This window comes from Flavobacterium cheonhonense, from assembly GCF_035671315.1.
Classification (GTDB): Bacteria; Bacteroidota; Bacteroidia; order Flavobacteriales; family Flavobacteriaceae; genus Flavobacterium; species Flavobacterium cheonhonense.
Map to the genome: position 1 here is coordinate 1,116,844 of NZ_JAXAVY010000001.1, position 19,291 is coordinate 1,136,134.

Genomic DNA, 19,291 nt, shown 5'->3' on the forward strand with positions numbered 1-19,291 from the left:
TTTGGTGGTTAAAGCAATACTAAAAATAATAAAATAATTGAATTTGTGCTCTTTAATACTACCTTTGCACCATATTTAAAATGATTATGAACAATATTGTAGCCATAGTTGGAAGACCTAACGTAGGGAAATCCACTTTTTTTAACCGTTTAATCAAAAGAAGAGAAGCCATTGTAGATTCGGTTAGCGGTGTGACGCGCGACAGAAATTACGGCAAAAGCGAATGGAACGGCAAAGAATTTTCGGTGATTGATACCGGTGGTTATATCAAAGGTTCAGATGATATTTTTGAAGGTGAAATCCGTCGTCAGGTGGAATTGGCCATTGATGAAGCCGATGCGATTATTTTTGTAGTCGATGTTGAAGAAGGCATCACGCCGATGGACGCAGAAGTAGCCAAATTGCTCCGAAAAGTAACCAAACCGATTTTATTAGCTGTTAACAAAGTAGACAATGCCATGCGCGAAAAAGACGCCGTGGAATTCTATAATTTAGGCTTAGGTGAATATTATACGATTGCCAGTATCAGCGGTAGTGGAACGGGAGAATTGCTAGATAAGTTAGTCGAAGTATTACCGGAATTACCGGAAGTAACCGAAGAAGAAGAAGCCTTACCGCGTTTTTGTGTAGTAGGTCGTCCGAACGCCGGAAAATCGTCTTTCATCAATGCCTTAATAGGTGAAGATCGATTCGTAGTAACCGATATCGCCGGAACCACAAGAGATTCTATCGATACCAGATACAATCGTTTTGGATTCGAATTTAATTTGGTAGATACCGCCGGAATCCGCAGAAAAGCAAAAGTAAAAGAAGATTTAGAATTCTATTCGGTAATGCGTTCAGTGCGTGCTATTGAACACTCGGATGTTTGTATTTTACTAATCGATGCTACCCGTGGTTTTGAAGGTCAAGACCAAAGTATTTTCTGGTTGGCCGAAAAAAACCGAAAAGGGGTTATTATCTTGGTGAACAAATGGGATTTGGTGGAAAAAGATACCATGTCAACCCGCGATTATGAAAACAAAATCCGCGAAGAATTGCAACCGTTTACCGACGTGCCGATTATTTTTACATCAGCACTAACCAAACAACGTTTGCTGAAAGCTTTGGAAGGTACTGTAAAAGTATACGAAAACAGAAAGCAACGCATCCCAACCTCTAAGTTCAACGACTATATGTTGAAATTAATCGAAGCCTATCCACCGCCGGCGTTGAAAGGGAAATACGTAAAAATCAAGTATTGTATGCAGTTGCCAACACCAACACCACAGTTTGTGTTTTTTGCCAATTTACCGCAATACGTAAAAGAACCGTACAAGCGTTTCTTGGAAAATAAAATCCGCGAAAACTGGGATTTCTCAGGGGTGCCGATTGACATCTACATCCGTGAAAAGTAGAAAATGTTAAATTTTCGTAAGAAATTTTTACATTCCATACTAAAATAAGAATTTAGCCGTTATTATGCTTTCCTTAACCAATAATAACTGCTAAATTTTTTTTATGCCAAAATCGCTTTACCTAGCCTTACTAGTTCTTTTCTCTACTGTTGCTTTCGGTCAAACGCTATCCTTAAAGGGAAAAGTAATTGATCAAACCACCAAGTTGCCCATCGAATCGGCTACCGTGTATCTCACCTCAGTAAAAGATTCTACTATTATCGACTATACGATTACCAACAAAATGGGTACGTTTTCTTTTAAAATCAAAAAGATAGACAAGCCGGTTGCGTTAAAAGTATCCTACATCAGTTACCAAGATTTTAAGGAAGAAATGACTTCTTTGGTAAACGACAAAGATTTTGGTGCTATCGAACTCAAAGAAGCTACGAATCAATTAGATGAAGTAGTGGTGAAAGCCGAAATTCCGCCTATCCGCATCAAAAAAGATACCTTGGAGTTCAATGCCGCTTCGTTTAAAGTCGGCGCCGATGCCAACGTAGAAGCCTTACTCAAGCAATTGCCGGGAGTAGAAATTACTCCTGAAGGTAAAATCACCGTTAACGGCCAGGAAGTGAATAATATTTTGGTCAACGGCAAACCGTTCTTTGGCAAAGACGGTAAAATCGCTACCCAAAACTTGCCGGCAGAACTTATTGACAAGGTGCAAGTAGTAGACACCAAAACCAAAGCCGAAGAAATCTCAGGAGAAGCTTCCGGATCACAAGAAAAAACCATCAATCTTACGATACAAGAAGAAAAAAATAAAGGCTTTTTCGGAAAAGTGGTAGCCGGAACGGGTTCGGACAAAAGATACGAATCGAGTTTGCTACTCAACTATTTTAAAGGAGAAAGGAAAGTCAGTGTCTTGGCTTCTTCCAACAACATCAACTCCATCGGTTTTTCCATGGACGAAGTGTTTGACAATATGGGTGGCGGCCGAAACTCTTCTGTCTTTTACAATGATGATGGCAGTTTCGGGATTAACAATATGTCATTTGGTGGCAGTCGCGGAATTACACGATCGAATTTGGTTGGGGTGAATTACCAAGACAAATGGATGAAAAAAATTGACCAAAGCGGTAGCTATTATTTCTCTAATGCCGAAACCGAAAATACTTCAAGAACAGACAGAATCAACCTGCTTCCGGAAGGCAAAACCTTTACCAATTCTAATGGCTTGAGTAGAAGCGGTAGTAACGGACATACTTTAGACATGGATTTTGAAATTGCGATAGATTCTTTGAATACTATTTATATCAATCCTAACTTTCAAAAAACTAAAAATTACAACAAGTCGTCTAGAAATCAAGTCACCGTTAATGAAGCATCAGACGAACTGAATTCGAGCACCAATGACGATTACAGCGAAAATGACTTTACCACCTTTGGAACAGAAGCCAGTTACAGCAAACAATTTTTGAAGAAAAACCGAGGTATGTCGATTAATTTTGAATCGGAATTCCAACGCAGAGACAATTTCTTGAATACCAATTCGGCCACACTCTTTACCGATACTACGCCCGATGATATTAGGAATCAAAATCAGTGGGATAAAACCAATAACGATTTTGTGAAACTCGAAGTCCGATTTGGCGAGCCTATAGCCGATTCACTTCGGTTGAGCTTGACTTCAGAAGTAACGTATCGCAACATCAAAAATAGCTTGACTACTTTTGATTTTGATGGAGTTGATTATAACGATTTCAACGATTTGCAATCGAATGAAACTTCATCTAAAGCTACTACATTCTTCCCTTCAACCGGATTGATTTTAGGGAAAAACAAAACCAACGGGCGCATTAATATCGGCCCTGAATTTGTGACCTTTGATGCGCGTTCGAACTATTTAGGCGTGACTACCAATCGTAACAAAAATTACGTTTTCCCAAGAATTAAAGGCTATATCAGTCACCGTATGGGGAAATCTAAATCGATTTATTCCTTCTATGATTTTGGCGTACAATTGCCGCAAGCCAATCAGGTTTTACCGGTTGAAAATTTATCTAATCCATTAAGTACATTCGTAGGGAATGATGCGCTTAAACCCACACAAAGACACAATTTATACTTTAGTTTCAATGATTATGATTACCAAAGTCGTTCCGGTTATTACATCTATTCGGGCTTCAATTTGAGTCAGGATGCTGTAGTATCTTCAACGGTTTTCGATACTAATTTTAAAGCGACAACCACTTACCAAAACGTTGATGTAGTTTACAATTCATATTTCGGCGTAAACTGGAATAAGTCGTTCAAAAAAGAAAAAAGAACCTTGCGTTACGGTGCCGGAATCAATTTTAATTATGATGCCAACAAAGGGTTGACCAATGCGGTTGAATTTGAGTCGAAAGGCTTACAAATTAATCCGAGGGTCAATTTAACTTGGAGTATAGACGAATTAATTACTATAGCACCAAGTTATCGCTACACTCTTAATACCACCAATTACAAAAACTATATCATTGATAATGCACAGAACTTTGTTCATAATGCCAAGTTGGAAATTACTTCTTATGTGCCTAAAAAGTTTGTTATTGGTAGTGATTTCGGATACAATTATAATTCCAACATAGCTGATGGTTACAAAAAGGATTTCTATTTGTGGAATGTGAGTTTAGGGTACAATTTCTTCAAAGACCAGTTTTTGGCCAAAGTCAAAGTTTACGACTTATTAGACCAAAACCAAAACGCCACCCGAACCATTACGCCAACAGCGATTATCGATTCTGAGAATACTGTATTGCGCCGTTACGTGATGTTTTCACTAACCTGCAAACTCGAAAAGTTTGGCGGCAAGAAAAAAGCAGAAGGTGGTATCTTTATAACGGATTAAATAAAAAACTCGGTCATTTGACCGAGTTTTTTTATATCTTAAATCTGCTCACTAAATCTACCAGCTTCCGCCCGAACCACCGCCCGAGAATCCGCCGCCGCCAAAGCCGCCACCGAAGCCTCCGCCTCCAAAACCACCACCGGAAGAATCGCCAAAGCCACCGCCACCACCGCGACCCAAACTGCTCAAGATGATGATGTCGGCTAAGTCAAAACCACCGCCACCGCGATTACCATGATTGCCGCCGTTGCCTTTATTTTTAGCAATGATAAAAATGATTACAATTACAATGATAATAATGGGTAAGATAGGAATATTGCCTTCTTTTTTAGCTTTTTTTCTTTCTCCTTTGTACTTGCCTTTAAAAACATCAAACAAAGCGTCAGTTCCTTTGTCAAGGCCTTTATAATAACTGCCGGCTTTGAATTCCGGTATAATAATGTTACGGGTAATTTCTCCTCCAATTCCGGCAGTCAATCGATCTTCTAAACCGTAACCGGCCGAAATCCATATTTTGCGTTCTTTTTTGGCCAACAAAATGATAACACCATTGTCGTTTTGTTTAGAGCCGCCGATTCCCCAGGCATGTCCCCATTTTGGGGTTAAGATACCAATATCTTCCCCTTGTAAACTCTCAATAGTAATTACTACAATTTGTGAAGTGGTACTGTCTGAATAACGTATCAGTTTCTCTTTGAGTTGCGCTTCTTCGTCGGGCTTTAAAACATCGGCATAATCGTAAACTGAGGTTTGTTCAGCCGGCACTTTGGGAATGGTAAATTGACAAAAAACACTATTACTACTCAGCCAAAAGGAGAGGATAAAGACCAATTTCAAAACCCATTTGGAATTTGGAATGTTCAGGTTTGGAATTTTCATATTTATCCTTTTGATATTTCGTTCGACAATTCGTTGGTATCGCCTTCTTGGTACGGAAAGTACTTTTGCAATTGTTCCCCGGCGCGCAAAATGCCGTCAATCAAACCTTGTTTGAATCGACCTTCTTTAAAATGGGTCGCCATAACATCACGGGTGCAATCCCAAAAATCATTTGGCACCAAATCGTTAATGCCTTTGTCGCCACAAATCACAAAGGTTTTGTCTTTCACCGCTAGGTAAATCAAAACCCCGTTTTTCAACTCGGTTTCGTCCATTTTGAGCAAATGAAAAACTTCCATCGCGCGATCAAACGCAGCAATGGAAGTATGTTTTTCAAGATGTACTCTGATTTCTCCCGAAGTATTCTTTTCAGCCGTGCGAATGGCTGCTACAATTTCTTGTTCTTCTTCAGGAGTTAGAAAATCTTCTACTTTTGACATCGTATGGGATTAGAATTTTACCTCTACCGGTTTTTCAGCACCTTCAACAGCTTTGAAGTATGGTTTCTCTTTGTACTTGCCTAAGAAAATACTTTGTGGCATAGCCAAAACATAATTGTTGTATTCTTGTACCACTTCATTGAAACGAGTTCTGGCTGTAAGAATTTGATTTTCTGTGCTGGCTAATTCGTCTTGTAATTTCAAGAAGTTTTCATTGGCTTTCAAGCTAGGATATTGTTCTACTGAAACCAATAATCTTGATAACGAAGAAGAAACTCCGGATTGAGCGGAATTAAAGGCCGCTAATTGTTCGGGTGTAACATTAGTCGGATCAATAGTAACAGCTGTAGCTTTAGCTCTGGCCTCGATTACAGCAGTTAACGTACTTTTTTCAAACTCGGCAGCTCCTTTTACGGTATTCACTAAGTTGCCAATTAAGTCATTTCTTCTTTGGTAAGCAGTATTAACATTTCCCCATTCTTTATTAACGGCTTGATCTTTTTGTAATCCGGTGTTCATAACTCCCATAACCCAGAATCCAATAATCAATACTAATCCGATTCCAATAATCCAAGGTAAAAATTTTTTAAAATCCATGTTTTTTAATTTAAGTGTTTGTTATTAGTTTTAAGTTTTGTTGTTTGTTACAAAAACCAAGCCTAAAGTTGGTTCTTGATATTTAATAATTGGGCTTTCACCGCCTCGAGTTTGCTAATGATTTCAAATTTGTCTAAGGTTTTCTTTTGGCCTTCTTTTAAATGGGTTTTGGCACCTTCTAACGTAAAGCCGCGTTCTTTTACTAAGTGGTAAATGAGTTGCAAATTCTTTACATCTTCCGGGGTAAACATACGATTACCTTTAGCGTTCTTTTTCGGCTTTAGGATATCGAATTCTTTGTCCCAAAAACGAATCAATGACGCATTCACGTTAAAAGCCTTTGCCACTTCGCCAATGCTGTAATACCTTTTTCCTTCTTTTAACTCGATATGCATAGTCGTTATATTTTTTTATTCATAAATCTTAAATCAACAATCTAAAATCGTTAATCCAATGATTGATTCTCCTGGTTTGCTATTTTCGAAATCACATTGTACTCTGCCGCCGAAATATTGCCGTAGTAAAAATTCAACGGATTCACTACTTTGCCGTCTTTGTGTACTTCATAATGCAAATGCGGTGCTTCGCTTCGTCCTGTACTACCCACATAGCCTATAATGTCGCCGCGTTTTACACGTTGACCGCGTTTTACTTTATACTTGCTCAAGTGCGCATACAAGGTCAAATAGCCATAACCGTGGCTGATTTCTATGTGATTCCCGTAACCCGATTTGGAGTTGTCGGCATTCTTAACCACACCGTCGCCTGTAGCAAACACCGGTGTGCCGGTTTTAGCCGTAAAATCCATGCCTTGGTGCATTTTGCGCACTTTGGTAAACGGGTCACTGCGGTATCCAAATCCCGAGGCTACTCGCTTCATTTGTTCATTCTTTACCGGTTGTATCGCCGGTATGGCCGCTAATAATTTGTTTTTCTCTTTGGCCAATTTCAAAATTTCATCCAACGATTTCGACTGTATGGCCAACTCTTTGGAAATTACATCTACTCGTTTCGAGGTGTTAATCACCAATTCCGAATTGTCAAAACCTTCTAATTCTTTGTATCGATTTACGCCGCCAAATCCCGCTTTTCGTTGTTCCGCCGGAATGGGAGAGGTGTTAAAATAGGCCCTGTAAATATTGTTATCTCTATCCTCAACATCCGCCAAAACTTCTTCTACTTGATCGATTTTTTTATTCAAAATCGCATACCGCAATTTCATGGTCTCAATCTCACGCGCTTGCAAACGATCTTTCGGCGTCTCCAAGAAGGAAGAATTCAATAAAACCACAAAACACAAAAAACCAAACAAGGCAGAAGACAGCAAAAACAACCCTATGTATCCCAGTTTTTTAGACAGTTTCGGCTTGATTTTTCGGTAAGCCAAACTTTCGGGGTCGAAATAATACTTTACTTTTTTCGCCATCTTTGATTTTATACTATTTTTGTGCTTGTTTAAAAAAACAATGGTTATACGAACAAATTTAACAAATGTTTCAGTCATATCCGAAATTTTAATTTGAAGCTTTCAAATTAAGGGTCATCTTGAGCTAAGTTGAAGGATTGGGAGCGAAACGTTTGGGTCAATTGCTAAACCATTTTCCCGCTTTCCGTTACAATCTTTTTTACAAAAAGGATTTTCACTGCAATCGGGGCTAAACAGTAAGCCGTTTTTTTTTAAAATCTGATAATCTAAAGATCTAACAATCTAGCCATCTAAAATGAAATCACAAGACATCCGTAAAGCCTACTTGCAATTCTTCGAAAGCAAAGGACACTTAATTGTTCCTTCAGCACCTATCGTTTTGAAAGACGACCCAACCCTAATGTTCAACAACTCGGGTATGGCACAATTCAAAGAATTCTTTTTAGGCAACGGAACACCGAAAAGTCCAAGAATAGCCGATACCCAAAAGTGTCTCCGCGTTTCCGGAAAACACAACGATTTGGAAGATGTAGGTTTTGATACCTATCACCATACTATGTTCGAAATGTTGGGCAACTGGTCTTTTGGCGATTACTTCAAAAAAGAAGCCTTGGCTTGGGCATGGGAATTCCTGACTGAAGTGTTGAAATTGGACAAAGACCGTTTGTACGTGTCCGTTTTTGAAGGTAATCCGGCCGAAAATGTACCGTTCGATCAAGAAGCTTTTGATATTTGGAAACAATACGTATCGGAAGACCGTATCATTTTAGGCAACAAAAAAGACAATTTCTGGGAAATGGGTGACCAAGGCCCGTGTGGTCCGTGTTCCGAAATCCACATCGATTTACGAACCGATGCCGAAAGAGCGGCTGTGTCAGGGCGTAGCTTGGTGAATGCCGATCATCCGCAAGTGGTGGAAATTTGGAACAACGTATTCATGGAATTTAACCGCAAAGCCGACGGCAGTTTAGAAAAATTGCCTGCCCAACACGTAGATACCGGGATGGGCTTCGAGCGTTTGTGTATGGCCATGCAAAACGTAACCTCGAATTATGATACCGATGTGTTCACGCCACTAATTGCCAAAGTAGAAGAGATTACAGGATTAAAATACACTTCTAACGAAGTCAAAAATATTTCTGAGGAACAAAATAAAACGAATATTGCCATTCGCGTCATTGTTGATCACGTTCGTGCCGTGGCTTTCGCTATAGCCGACGGACAATTGCCGTCTAACGGAGGTGCTGGTTATGTGATTCGCCGAATTTTGCGTAGAGCCATTCGTTACGGCTTTACGTTCTTAAATACGAAAGAACCGTTTATCAATAAATTAGTTTCGGTCTTAGCAGATCAAATGGGCGATTTTTTCCCGGAAATCAAATCGCAACAACAGTTAGTCACCAATGTTATTCGCGAGGAAGAATCATCATTCCTTAGAACTTTAGAACAAGGTTTGCAATTGCTGGATAAAGTCGTTGCCGAAGCTTCGGATAAAGAAATCAAAGGGGAAAAAGTATTCGAATTGTATGACACGTTCGGTTTCCCGAAAGATTTAACAGCACTGATTTTAAAAGAAAAAGGTTATTCGTTCAACGAATCGGAATTTGACGCTGAGTTGCAAAAACAAAAAGACCGTTCTCGCGCTGCTTCTGAGGTTTCTACTGAAGATTGGCAAGTGTTAATTCCGGGAAATGTGGAAACGTTCGTGGGGTATGACCAAACAGAGAACGAAGTCAAAATCACCCGTATCCGTAAAGTCGATTCTAAAAAAGACGGTGTTTTATACCAAATCGTTCTAGATAACACACCATTCTATCCGGAAGGAGGTGGTCAAGTAGGCGACAAAGGGACATTGGTTTCTGCCAATGAAACGATTGCCATTATCGACACTAAAAAAGAAAACAACCTGATTTTGCATTTCGCCAAACAGTTACCGGAAAATGTAAACGCCACTTTCATGGCCAAGGTCAACACCGATTTGAGAACGTCAACTTCCAAAAACCACTCGGCTACGCATTTGATGCATTTGGCTTTGAGAACTGTTTTGGGAACGCATGTGGAGCAAAAAGGCTCGTTGGTGAATCCAAACTATTTGCGTTTCGACTTTTCGCATTTCAGTAAAGTCACCGACGAAGAATTACGTCAGGTGGAAGCCAGTGTGAATGCCCAAATTGAAGCCCAACTCCAATTAGGGGAATACCGAAATATTCCAATACAAGAAGCATTGACCAAAGGTGCTATGGCGTTGTTTGGCGAGAAATACGGTGATACGGTTCGCATGATCGAATTTGGCGACAGCAAAGAGTTGTGTGGTGGTATTCACGTAAAAAACACCGCCGAAATCTGGCATTTCAAAATTGTGTCCGAAGGCGCCGTAGCGGCCGGAATTCGTCGTATTGAAGCGATTACCGGAGAAGCGGTGAAAGATTTCTTTGCCCAACAAGAAAATGCCTTGGCTTCCATTAAAGAAACTTTGAAAAACCCACAAGATACGCTCAAAGCGGTTGTTTCGTTACAAGACGAAAACGCCAAATTGAAAAAGCAAATAGAGCAATTGTTAAAAGAGAAAGCCAAAAACCTAAAAGGTGAATTGGCGTCACAATTACAAGAAATCAACGGCGTTAAATTCTTGGCTACTCAAGTCGATTTGAATGCGGAAGGCGCTAAAGATTTGGCTTATGAATTAGGCAATTTAGGCACTAATTTATTCTTAGTGTTAGCCACAGCCGATGAGGACAAACCGATGTTAACTTGCTACATCTCAAAAGAACTAGTAGCCGAGAAAAACTTAAACGCCGGTCAAGTAGTTCGTGAATTGGGTAAATACATCCAAGGCGGTGGCGGCGGACAACCGTTCTTTGCTACAGCCGGAGGTAAAAATGTAGCCGGAATCCAAGAAGCGTTAACCAAAGCTGTGGATTTTGTGAAATAACAAATTGATAGTAGATTATAAATGAGCCTTTTCCAAAACGGAAAAGGCTTTTTTTTGTCGATAAACTACATTTCAATTGTTGTTTAACAGATTTTCGGGTAGTATATCGAAAGTTTTTTTGAGTTACTACTGGCCTGAATACTTTTGACTCGTATTCAAAAAGCCCCAGCAATTGAATATGCCAAAACTACTAATGCGTCATGAAAAAAGTATTTCAATACCTATTCCTTGTTTTAATCATTACCTCTTTGGTTTCGTGTTCCAGCGATAGCGATACTGATAGTCCTGTCTTACTTAGAAAATTAACTTCTGTAAACATGGGTCAAAATGCCAGCTATACTTTCTTTTACAAAGGAACTAAATTGACTAAGGTGGCTTTTGAAATCGAAGCGGTAGCCGATGGTTCAGGATATGACTTATACACTTATAACGGTAATTTGATTGCTGAGGTTAAAAGATTCAACACAGCCAACCAAAATATAGCTACTACCACTTTTACTTACAACAGTAACAACCAATTAATTCAAGCGGTAAAAGTACAACCGACCAGCAATTATGGCTTTAAAAGTGTCTTTACATACAATGTAGATGGTTCGGTGACTGTAAACGGATTTAGTGGTAATACAGCCACTCAAAATGCACCGTCAGATATTGTAGAAAGATTTTATTTCCACAATGGGGAAGTGATCCAAAAAGAGTTTGCATCTAACACAACAAATTTCAGTGTTGCTTATACTTATGACAATGCCAATCATCCGATGCAAAATGTAACCGGAATCAACACCATCAAATTGTACAGTTTTATTGCCGATGGTTTATTCGGGATGCAGCACAATGTAACACAACAAATTACTACCGTTTCGGGTGAATCTCCAATTGAAGTTTCCATGGATGCGGATTACAATAATATCAATTATCCGGTAGCGCTTTACAGTGCCGACGGGCAATACCAACATCAATTTACATATTTCAAATAATTCAAATCAAACACTATTTCCGAAAACCCTTTCCACTGTCAAGGAAAGGGTTTTTATTTTTTGTATTTTTGAGGCAAATAGTAAGCTATGAATTTCACTACTAAAGTTCCGGTTAAAACCTATGAGTTTCCCATCAATTACCATTCGAAGGTGTTGTTGTTAGGGTCGTGTTTTGCCGAAAATATGGGCGAGAAATTCGACTACTTTAAATTTCAAACGACTATTAATCCATTCGGAATTATCTTCAATCCGATTTCTATAGAGCAATTGGTCAACCGAGTGGTCAACCAAAAATTTTTTACTGAAACTGATATTTTCTATCACAACGATTTGTGGCACAGTTACGAAGTACATTCTGAATGCAGTCGGGCGGATAAATCAGTTTTTTTACAAGAATTGAACGATACGCTTCATGCCATGCATCGGCAAATCACCGAAGCTACACATGTGGTAATTACTTACGGCACTTCCTGGATTTATCGATTAAAATCTTCTAATGCCATTGTAGCCAATTGTCATAAAGTGCCGCAAAGCGAGTTTGCCAAAGAAATTATTTCACCTGAAAGCATAGCGCAATCGATTCAAAATATCATGAATTTGATTCGCCAAATTAATCCGGAGGTCAAGTTCATTTTTACCATTTCACCGGTACGCCATACCAAAGACGGTTTTCCCGAAAACCAACGCAGCAAAGCCCATTTGATGACGGCTGTTCACGCAATCGTGCTCGATAACGCCTCATCCAACTATTTTCCGGCTTACGAAATTATGATGGACGAACTCAGAGATTATCGCTTCTACGCCGATGATATGTTGCATCCCAGCCAAATCGCTATCGATTACATTTGGATTCGCTTTTTTGAGCATTATGTCAATGACAATTGTTTTGCTACCATGCAGGAAGTTTGCAACATTCAAAAAGGCTTGGCCCATCGCCCGTTTAATCCTAAGACCAAAAGTCACCAACAGTTTTTGGAAACCCTTAACCAGAAGATTATCAGTCTAAAAGAGCAGTTTCCGCACTTCCAATTTTAACAAAATACGACATTTGCCGTATTTCCTGCCTTAGTATTTCGCTATAGGTTTGTTATGCTATTTAACAACCTAAAACATGAAAACAATAAAAACCCTTTTGGTCTTGGCTTTTGTCCTATTGGCCAGTCAAAAAGTTTCGGCCCAACGTCCGGTGCTAACCGACGAAGAAGTGGTTTCGGAAACCGTAACCAAAGAAATCGATGACGTATTTCAATCGGATGACTTCCAAAAAAAGAAAAACAAAAAATACGCTGAAGTCAAAGGTACTATGGTAGTCGATATCGGCGTAGTCCAAAACGGGAAGGTTTCTTCTTTCTTTAAAGTAGACAGCGACATTAAGAATATTGACTTCATCAATTTCATGTCGAATTACATTCTTGAGCACAAATTCAAGTTCAAACTGCAAAAGCAACAACGTTATAAAATTCGCTATACCGTTACCTTTTAACCCTAACAATAAAAACAAAAAACATGAAAAAAGTTACTTTACTAATGATGACGCTATTGTTGGCGTTCTCATTGCCTGCCAATGCCCAATTTGGCAAATTATTAGGAAAAGGCAAATCCGCCGGAAAAAAATCGGGAAGTTTTGCTACCGCTTGGGAAGCTGAGTTCGATAACAAAGCTACTCGTTTGGCTGTATCCATTAACAATGGGCAGTACGTATTAGGTACCGATGACAATTCGGCTACCGTATTAGATGCCAACGGGAAAACCGTTTGGAGCGGTGACTACAAAAAAATCACGACCAACAAAACCAACAAATGCGAATACCAATACGTGATTCAACGCGGAGGTGATAAAGGCGGCTATTTGTTTCTTTTTGATGAAAGAAAATTAGGAACCGACAGAGTAGCGGTTATTGATATTGCTACCGGAAAAGAACTTTGGAATTCTGAAGAATACCAAAACTTAATTCCAAAAGGCACTAAAGCCGAGGAAGGAACCGATCAAGGTGAATTGGAAACTGTAAAATACATCAGTGAATTGGATGCTTTCTTGATTTCGCAAAAAGCTTCGGTAATCTTGGTTAAAGCCAATACCGGTGAGAAAGTTTGGGAAACCAACCGTTTTAAAGGTGGTGTTGGAAAATACATCTATGATCCGGGAAGAAATGAAATCGTGATGATTAACTTCAAGCCAACTGCTTTGGGCGCTTTGTTTGCCGGATTTAAAAACCAATTGGTGAAAATTAATGCGGTAAATGGGGATATTTTATGGGATGCGACTTTTATAGGAACCATCGAAAAAGAGTTGGTTACCCGCCGAGCTATAGTGGATTTGTGGATCAAAGGCGATAAGTTGTACATGTATCTCGACGGTTTGCAAGTATACAACATCAACAACGGGCAGAAGCTTTGGGAAGTGACTTATGAAAATGATATGCAAGGCGCCAACGGCGGTTTGTTCAGCGGTGGCAGAAGATCTAAAATTTACCGTACTATAGCCGAACCTTTATTTACCGATAACGCAGTGTACATAGTGATTTTAGGAACTCGCGACCGAACCAAATATGTAGAAAAACACGACTTAGAATCCGGAAAATTGCTTTGGGCTTCTGAAAAAATTACCGGTGCCTTTTGTATGCCGAACATCTATAAATCAGGCGATAAAGTTTTGGTGCAAGTTGGTGGTAAAGTTCAAGTACAAGAATTCCGTTTGGAGGAAACGTCAGCAGGTTTCGGTGCAGCCTCTGCTTTTGGTGGCGGTTCGGTAAAACAATGGGTACCATACATTTACTGGGATTACAAAGCCCAAAAGAACTCTGTGTTGTGTTTGGATGACAAAACCGGTAAAACGTCATGGCGTTCTGAAAAATTCGATAAACGCATCACCGATTTCATTATCGAAAATGACAAAACCCTTTTTGTAGGTGATGGTGATGAGTTTTATGGTTACGATATCGCGTCCGGGAACCAATTGTTCGATGTAAAACACAATGATGCTAAAGTAGGAAAAGCAACAGATGTAATCGATTTTGGCGATAAAGTAGTGGTGCTTTCTGAAAAGGGATTAGCGTCTTACAACAAAAAAGATGGTTCTCGAGTATACGCCACCGAAAAAATCAGAGGTGTGGATTATTTCTACGAAATAGAAGGTAATTATTATCTGAGAGACCAAAGAAACAGCAAAAACATCATCTATGGTATTGATATGACTAACGGTGAAACCAAAGGGTCAGTTCAATCTAAAGGAAAAGGCGGAAGTCCGCAATACGGCGCCGGTATTGATATTACAGATGATGGCGAATTCATCTTTGCTTTCAAAGGCAAAAAAGTAGAAAAGATAAAAGTAAATAATTGAGTTTTTGAGTAAGTGGTTAAGGACTGCAATTTTTTGCAGTCCTTTTTTAATTCGGTTAAAATGAAAACAAAAATATTACTGTATGCGTTTTTTTTAGTCTTTGGAATGACGCAAGCACAACAAGTTCAGTGGGCTCATAAATTGATAAAATATTCCTCCGATTTGGGTGGAAAACAAAACAGTATAAAAAGAATTTTAGGCAAACCTGATGCTTTTCCACAAGGCGGAACTAGTCCGAATGCCTGGATGCCCAAAAAAGCGTTGGACGGTTACGAATGGGTAGAAGTGAGTTTTGAAAAACCACAAACCGTAAAGCAAGTGGCTGTTTTTGAAAACTTAAATGCGGGTTGTGTTGTTCGCATTGCTGTAGACAAAGGAAACGGTAAATACGAAACGGTTTGGGGTCGAAAGAAAGACTACAAAACACCAACATTCAAAGCCACTATACCTGCTGACAGAAACTATTATTTTAAACGCAAAAGAAGAAAAATTCAGGAAGCACCCGATGTGGTTAATCCGGGTGTGGAATATGCCATTTTGGAACAAGCAGTATCAGGTGTAGTAGCCGTTAGGGTCGAATTTAATTTTGCCTTGCTTCCCGGACAAAAAGAAATTGATGCGATTGGGATCTCAGATAGCGATGCGCCTATAGCACCAACGGTTAATACAACAACCGCTTTCGAATTGTTACCTAATGCGAAAACCATCGAATTACAAGGATTAGTGCCTTCCAGCGGAGCAGTGTCAACCGATGGAAAAACGCTTTATATTACAGCAGTTGGTGAGGCAAAAACCGAAATCTACAGCTTTACAAAAAATGCGTCCGGTCGATGGGATAACAAAAAGCCGGAGCCGACACTGAATACCAATCAGTATTATAATCATTTGTGGTGCATAACCGATAATCTTATTTTAAAAGGTGGTGCCACTTATACACGCGGAACCACAGAAACGGGTTTTGAGTTGTTTACGGTCCAAAACGGAACTTATGTTAATCAAGGCCAACTAAAAGTCTCGGCTTACAACAATTATGATGAAACTGCCGAAGCGCATTTAACGCCCGATTTGAAGGTCTTAATTATGGGAATAGAAACCGATTTTTCCCAAGGCGGAAGCGATTTGTATTTCGCCCAACAAAAGGAAGATGGTAGTTATGGTTTTCTGCAAAACATGGGCAAAGTAATTAACTCTGCGGCAGATGAAGGCATGTGTCAGTTATTGTCGGATACCAAAACTTTGTTGTTTAGCAGTAATGGGTTCAGTGCTTTCGGGAGTTATGATATTTATGTTACATATCGTTTAGATGATACTTGGAAGAATTGGTCAGAGCCGATTAATTTGGGTAGCAAAATCAATTCGCCTGATTTCGATGGTTTGCCTTTTTATGATGAGACCAATGAAACGCTATATTTTATTTCAAGTCAGAATGAAACCAACAGTTTAAAAGCAGTGGCTTTCCCTAAAGTCTTGTTAATGAAAGGGAAATAGGTTAATAATGAGAAAAATAGGGCAAATGTCGTATTGATTGCTTTTTAGGATTACACCAAATTTGCTCTAATAACTTTAACCTTATATAAACATGAAAACTATTAAAAAAATCGGATTATTTTTTGCCATTGCCCTTATTTCTTTAACTACCTCTTGCAGTAGCGATGACAATGGTGGTGGCGGAAGTAATGCAACTCTGGGAACTGTTAAAGCCAAGGTAGGCGGAGCAAATTACACCTCTATGGAGATGGGAACATTTGCTACCAAACAAGTCATTGGCGGACTTACTACAATTATTGTTCAAGGAAGTGATGCTTCCGGGAAAGCCATTCAAATTATAATTACAGGTTACGACGGACTTGGTTCTTACGAAATCAGTGAGGATGCTGCCATTTCAACGGTAGCCAGTTACATCGAAAGCAACATCAGCAATCCGATGAACTCCTTGGTTTGGGCAGCGCCTTATGAAAACTCAGGAGTAGCCGGTACAGTGACCATTACTGAAATTTCTGAAACTAACGTAAAAGGAACATTTAATTTTACCGGGAAAAATCAAGCCGGAGAAGACACCAAAGCAGTTACTAACGGTGCGTTCAACGTAAATTTCACGTCAAACTAAACAATCAAACCTGTTTGTCACTAAAAAATACGGCGTATGCCGTATTTTTTTTGCTTCATTTTTAACGGAATTTTACGGGCTACATCCAAATCGATATGACATTTTTTTTGATAACTGTTTTTTTGGTACTCATCGGACTCATCGTTTACCTTCAGTATAAGATGTTTTCCGAACGCAACGCTTTTGCTTCTAAACTGGAACCGCTGGAGCAACTGATAATACAACTCAACGAAGATTGCAAAAATCAATCACTCCAAATCCAACTTTCGGACGATTTAAAAGTGAAAATGAGAGATGTTAATGCCGCTTTGAGTCGTAATATCTTCGAACTCAATTACCAGTTATTTGAAGAATCAACCCCTAAAAAAGAGAAGTGATATTGAAAATTTTAACATTTTCACTACATTTATGGTATACTATATCCGAATGAAAAAGCAGTACTACTTCCTCTTTGTCGGTTTATTCATGTCAGTAATGACTATGGCCCAAGATTTAAGAACAACCTTGGGCAAAGCTTTTACTTCTCAGGATTCTTCAGATTATTATTTTAAAATCGCTAAACGGCTTATTAAAACCCAGGCTGATGAAGGTCAATATTTCTTTTGTAAAAATGCTCGTTGCACCGATTACAATCAACTGGACAGCGCCGTAGTTTATGGAAATCGCGCTTTGAAAATTTTGCAATCGGGAAATGATATTCCATCGTTGCTTACGGTTTACAACAATATGGCCAAAGTTTATCGCAAGCAAGGACAGTATGATAAGGCAGTAGCCTATTGTTTACAAGGCATTCGCATAGCCGAAAAAGAAAAAAAAGAAAACTGGATTGCTTTTTTCAACGCTATGCTCTCGTTAACTTATCACGATTTTGAAAGTTATCCTAAAGGCATTTATTACGGAAAAAAAGCCCTGAAATACTGGGTAAGTCAAAAAGAGAAAAGTCCGGATATGATCAGCAATGCCTTAAATGCCGTAGCCATCAATTTTGACGATTGGAACAAGCCCGACAGCGCTTTGTATTATCACAAACAAGTATTTCAATACTACAAAGGAAAAGATACGCTGAATGTGGGAGAAACGTATAACAATATCGGGAACACTTTGTTGAAACAAAAAAAGTTCAAAGAAGCCAAACGCTGGATTACTTCGGCCCTAAAAATCAATGATAAAAATTTTGAACTCAGCCAAGGCAATAAAGACACGGATTACTATTACGAACGCGCCACCAACTATACCAATTTGGCCACCATAGCCCATGAGTTGGATGATTTTAACGAAGCTGAAAAACTCTTTGAAAAAGCCTATTGGTTTTCTAAAAAAAGCGGAAACGCCGAGAAGTTGCGCGATTTTTATATGCAACGCGCTTTGTTCAATAAGAAACGTAACAATTTGGCCAAAGCCGTGGAAGACCAAGAAAGCTATATTAAGCTCAGGGATTCTGTTTTTGATGTGGATCGCGCCCAAACCTTTTCTGAGCTAGAGGCTAAATATCAAAACGAGAAGAAAGAAAAACAACTCCTGCAATCCAAGGCTGAAATCAGAGAACGCGAAATCGAAATCAAGAACAAGAACATGCAGTTCCTGGTTTTAGGGCTGATTTCCTTTGCTTTACTGTGTATTATTTATTTGGTCTATCGCCAACAAAAATTAAAAATTAAGCAGCAGGAACAGGAGTTTGAACTCAAATCCGCCATTGTTAAAATCGAAAACCAAAACAAATTGCAAGAACAACGATTGGCCATTTCAAGAGATTTACACGATAACATAGGCTCTCAGCTGACTTTTATTATTTCTTCCGTCGATAATATCAAGTACGCCTTCGACATACAAAATGAAAAATTGGATGCCAAACTCTCCAACATCAGCAGCTTTGCCAAAGACACCATTATTGAATTGCGCGACACGATTTGGGCGATGAATAAAAGCCAAATTTCGTTCGAAGATTTGCAAACCCGAATCCACAATTTTGTAGACAAGGCCAAAGAGGTGAAGCAGGAGATACAGTTCAATTTTTTTGTCGACAGCGATTTGAAAGACCGTAAGTTCAGTTCCATCGAAGGGATGAACATCTACCGCACTATTCAGGAAGCGATTCACAACAGTATCAAGTATGCCGAAGCCAAGAACATCGACATCAAGGTAAAAAAGTTAGGGACACAAATAGCCATCGAAATCAAAGATGACGGAAAAGGTTTTGATGTAGCTGCGGTAGCGAAAGGACACGGTTTATTTAACATGCAAAAACGCATCACTGAGATTAACGGTCATTTCAACCTACAAAGTGCTGCTTCGGGAACTGAAATCAACATTCTTTTGTAAGCC

At 39.2% G+C, this 19,291-nt stretch carries 16 protein-coding genes; 11 read left to right on the forward strand and 5 right to left on the reverse strand.

Going from position 1 to position 19,291, the window contains the following annotated elements; genetic code table 11:
* Window positions 1–86: 86 nt before the first annotated feature.
* Window positions 87–1,397, forward strand: coding sequence for a ribosome biogenesis GTPase Der (gene der / locus SK086_RS04930; RefSeq protein WP_324690200.1), 1,311 nt, complete (start codon window positions 87–89; stop codon window positions 1,395–1,397).
* A 103-nt stretch (window positions 1,398–1,500) separates the two neighbouring features.
* The gene (locus SK086_RS04935) at window positions 1,501–4,272 is read left to right on the forward strand and encodes an outer membrane beta-barrel protein (protein WP_324690202.1); all 2,772 of its coding nucleotides are present in this window, start codon (window positions 1,501–1,503) and stop codon (window positions 4,270–4,272) included.
* 57 nt (window positions 4,273–4,329) lie between these two features.
* Here the strand turns inward: SK086_RS04935 and SK086_RS04940 are convergent, their stop codons facing one another.
* The 5 genes from SK086_RS04940 to SK086_RS04960 form a co-directional block, all read right to left on the reverse strand.
* A complete protein-coding gene (locus SK086_RS04940) occupies window positions 4,330–5,151 on the reverse strand; it encodes a TPM domain-containing protein (protein WP_324690203.1) in 822 nt (273 codons plus the stop codon).
* A 2-nt stretch (window positions 5,152–5,153) separates the two neighbouring features.
* Window positions 5,154–5,591 carry a TPM domain-containing protein gene (locus SK086_RS04945; RefSeq protein ID WP_324690204.1) on the reverse strand — a complete coding sequence of 146 codons (438 nt, stop codon included), beginning with the start codon at window positions 5,589–5,591 and terminating at the stop codon, window positions 5,154–5,156.
* Window positions 5,592–5,600: 9 nt separating this feature from the next.
* On the reverse strand, window positions 5,601–6,188 hold the full coding sequence (locus tag SK086_RS04950) for a LemA family protein (RefSeq protein WP_324690206.1): 588 nt from the start codon (window positions 6,186–6,188) through the stop codon (window positions 5,601–5,603).
* A 62-nt stretch (window positions 6,189–6,250) separates the two neighbouring features.
* Window positions 6,251–6,583 carry a MerR family transcriptional regulator gene (locus SK086_RS04955; protein ID WP_290875676.1) on the reverse strand — a complete coding sequence of 111 codons (333 nt, stop codon included), beginning with the start codon at window positions 6,581–6,583 and terminating at the stop codon, window positions 6,251–6,253.
* A gap of 50 nt (window positions 6,584–6,633) precedes the next feature.
* Window positions 6,634–7,614, reverse strand: a complete 981-nt coding sequence (locus tag SK086_RS04960; protein WP_324690208.1) for a M23 family metallopeptidase — start codon at window positions 7,612–7,614, stop codon at window positions 6,634–6,636.
* Between the two features lie 295 nt (window positions 7,615–7,909).
* Between SK086_RS04960 and alaS the strand changes: the two genes are divergently transcribed.
* The 9 genes from alaS (at window position 7,910) to SK086_RS05005 (ending at window position 19,288) form a co-directional block, all read left to right on the forward strand.
* On the forward strand, window positions 7,910–10,546 hold the full coding sequence (alaS, locus tag SK086_RS04965) for an alanine--tRNA ligase (protein ID WP_324690210.1): 2,637 nt from the start codon (window positions 7,910–7,912) through the stop codon (window positions 10,544–10,546).
* 200 nt (window positions 10,547–10,746) lie between these two features.
* Entirely contained in the window at window positions 10,747–11,523 is a 777-nt protein-coding gene (locus tag SK086_RS04970; protein ID WP_324690211.1) for a hypothetical protein, read from the forward strand.
* An 87-nt stretch (window positions 11,524–11,610) separates the two neighbouring features.
* A complete protein-coding gene (locus tag SK086_RS04975; RefSeq protein WP_324690212.1) occupies window positions 11,611–12,558 on the forward strand; it encodes a GSCFA domain-containing protein in 948 nt (315 codons plus the stop codon).
* A gap of 76 nt (window positions 12,559–12,634) precedes the next feature.
* Complete coding sequence (locus SK086_RS04980) at window positions 12,635–13,006, forward strand: hypothetical protein (protein ID WP_324690213.1); 372 nt, start codon at window positions 12,635–12,637, stop codon at window positions 13,004–13,006.
* Window positions 13,007–13,029: 23 nt separating this feature from the next.
* Window positions 13,030–14,862: an outer membrane protein assembly factor BamB family protein gene (locus tag SK086_RS04985; RefSeq protein WP_324690215.1), complete on the forward strand. Its 1,833-nt coding sequence runs from the start codon at window positions 13,030–13,032 to the stop codon at window positions 14,860–14,862.
* A gap of 60 nt (window positions 14,863–14,922) precedes the next feature.
* Complete coding sequence (locus SK086_RS04990; RefSeq protein WP_324690216.1) at window positions 14,923–16,350, forward strand: hypothetical protein; 1,428 nt, start codon at window positions 14,923–14,925, stop codon at window positions 16,348–16,350.
* A 91-nt stretch (window positions 16,351–16,441) separates the two neighbouring features.
* Window positions 16,442–16,969: a DUF6252 family protein gene (locus tag SK086_RS04995; RefSeq protein ID WP_324690217.1), complete on the forward strand. Its 528-nt coding sequence runs from the start codon at window positions 16,442–16,444 to the stop codon at window positions 16,967–16,969.
* Between the two features lie 95 nt (window positions 16,970–17,064).
* Complete coding sequence (locus SK086_RS05000) at window positions 17,065–17,346, forward strand: hypothetical protein (protein ID WP_324690218.1); 282 nt, start codon at window positions 17,065–17,067, stop codon at window positions 17,344–17,346.
* Between the two features lie 49 nt (window positions 17,347–17,395).
* On the forward strand, window positions 17,396–19,288 hold the full coding sequence (locus tag SK086_RS05005; RefSeq protein WP_324690219.1) for a tetratricopeptide repeat-containing sensor histidine kinase: 1,893 nt from the start codon (window positions 17,396–17,398) through the stop codon (window positions 19,286–19,288).
* Window positions 19,289–19,291: the final 3 nt, after the last annotated feature.

What these genes read in the sequence shown, in the direction of transcription:
- SK086_RS05000 (WP_324690218.1), top strand. Translation starts at nt 17,065, where the DNA reads ATGACATTTTTTTTGATAACTGTTTTTTTGGTACTCATCGGACTCATC.
- der (WP_324690200.1), top strand. Translation starts at nt 87, where the DNA reads ATGAACAATATTGTAGCCATAGTTGGAAGACCTAACGTAGGGAAATCC.
- SK086_RS04995 (WP_324690217.1), top strand. Translation starts at nt 16,442, where the DNA reads ATGAAAACTATTAAAAAAATCGGATTATTTTTTGCCATTGCCCTTATT.
- SK086_RS04975 (WP_324690212.1), top strand. Translation starts at nt 11,611, where the DNA reads ATGAATTTCACTACTAAAGTTCCGGTTAAAACCTATGAGTTTCCCATC.
- SK086_RS04955 (WP_290875676.1), bottom strand. Translation starts at nt 6,583, where the DNA reads ATGCATATCGAGTTAAAAGAAGGAAAAAGGTATTACAGCATTGGCGAA.
- SK086_RS04970 (WP_324690211.1), top strand. Translation starts at nt 10,747, where the DNA reads ATGAAAAAAGTATTTCAATACCTATTCCTTGTTTTAATCATTACCTCT.
- SK086_RS04985 (WP_324690215.1), top strand. Translation starts at nt 13,030, where the DNA reads ATGAAAAAAGTTACTTTACTAATGATGACGCTATTGTTGGCGTTCTCA.
- SK086_RS04980 (WP_324690213.1), top strand. Translation starts at nt 12,635, where the DNA reads ATGAAAACAATAAAAACCCTTTTGGTCTTGGCTTTTGTCCTATTGGCC.
- SK086_RS04990 (WP_324690216.1), top strand. Translation starts at nt 14,923, where the DNA reads ATGAAAACAAAAATATTACTGTATGCGTTTTTTTTAGTCTTTGGAATG.
- SK086_RS05005 (WP_324690219.1), top strand. Translation starts at nt 17,396, where the DNA reads ATGAAAAAGCAGTACTACTTCCTCTTTGTCGGTTTATTCATGTCAGTA.
- alaS (WP_324690210.1), top strand. Translation starts at nt 7,910, where the DNA reads ATGAAATCACAAGACATCCGTAAAGCCTACTTGCAATTCTTCGAAAGC.
- SK086_RS04935 (WP_324690202.1), top strand. Translation starts at nt 1,501, where the DNA reads ATGCCAAAATCGCTTTACCTAGCCTTACTAGTTCTTTTCTCTACTGTT.
- SK086_RS04960 (WP_324690208.1), bottom strand. Translation starts at nt 7,614, where the DNA reads ATGGCGAAAAAAGTAAAGTATTATTTCGACCCCGAAAGTTTGGCTTAC.
- SK086_RS04950 (WP_324690206.1), bottom strand. Translation starts at nt 6,188, where the DNA reads ATGGATTTTAAAAAATTTTTACCTTGGATTATTGGAATCGGATTAGTA.
- SK086_RS04945 (WP_324690204.1), bottom strand. Translation starts at nt 5,591, where the DNA reads ATGTCAAAAGTAGAAGATTTTCTAACTCCTGAAGAAGAACAAGAAATT.
- SK086_RS04940 (WP_324690203.1), bottom strand. Translation starts at nt 5,151, where the DNA reads ATGAAAATTCCAAACCTGAACATTCCAAATTCCAAATGGGTTTTGAAA.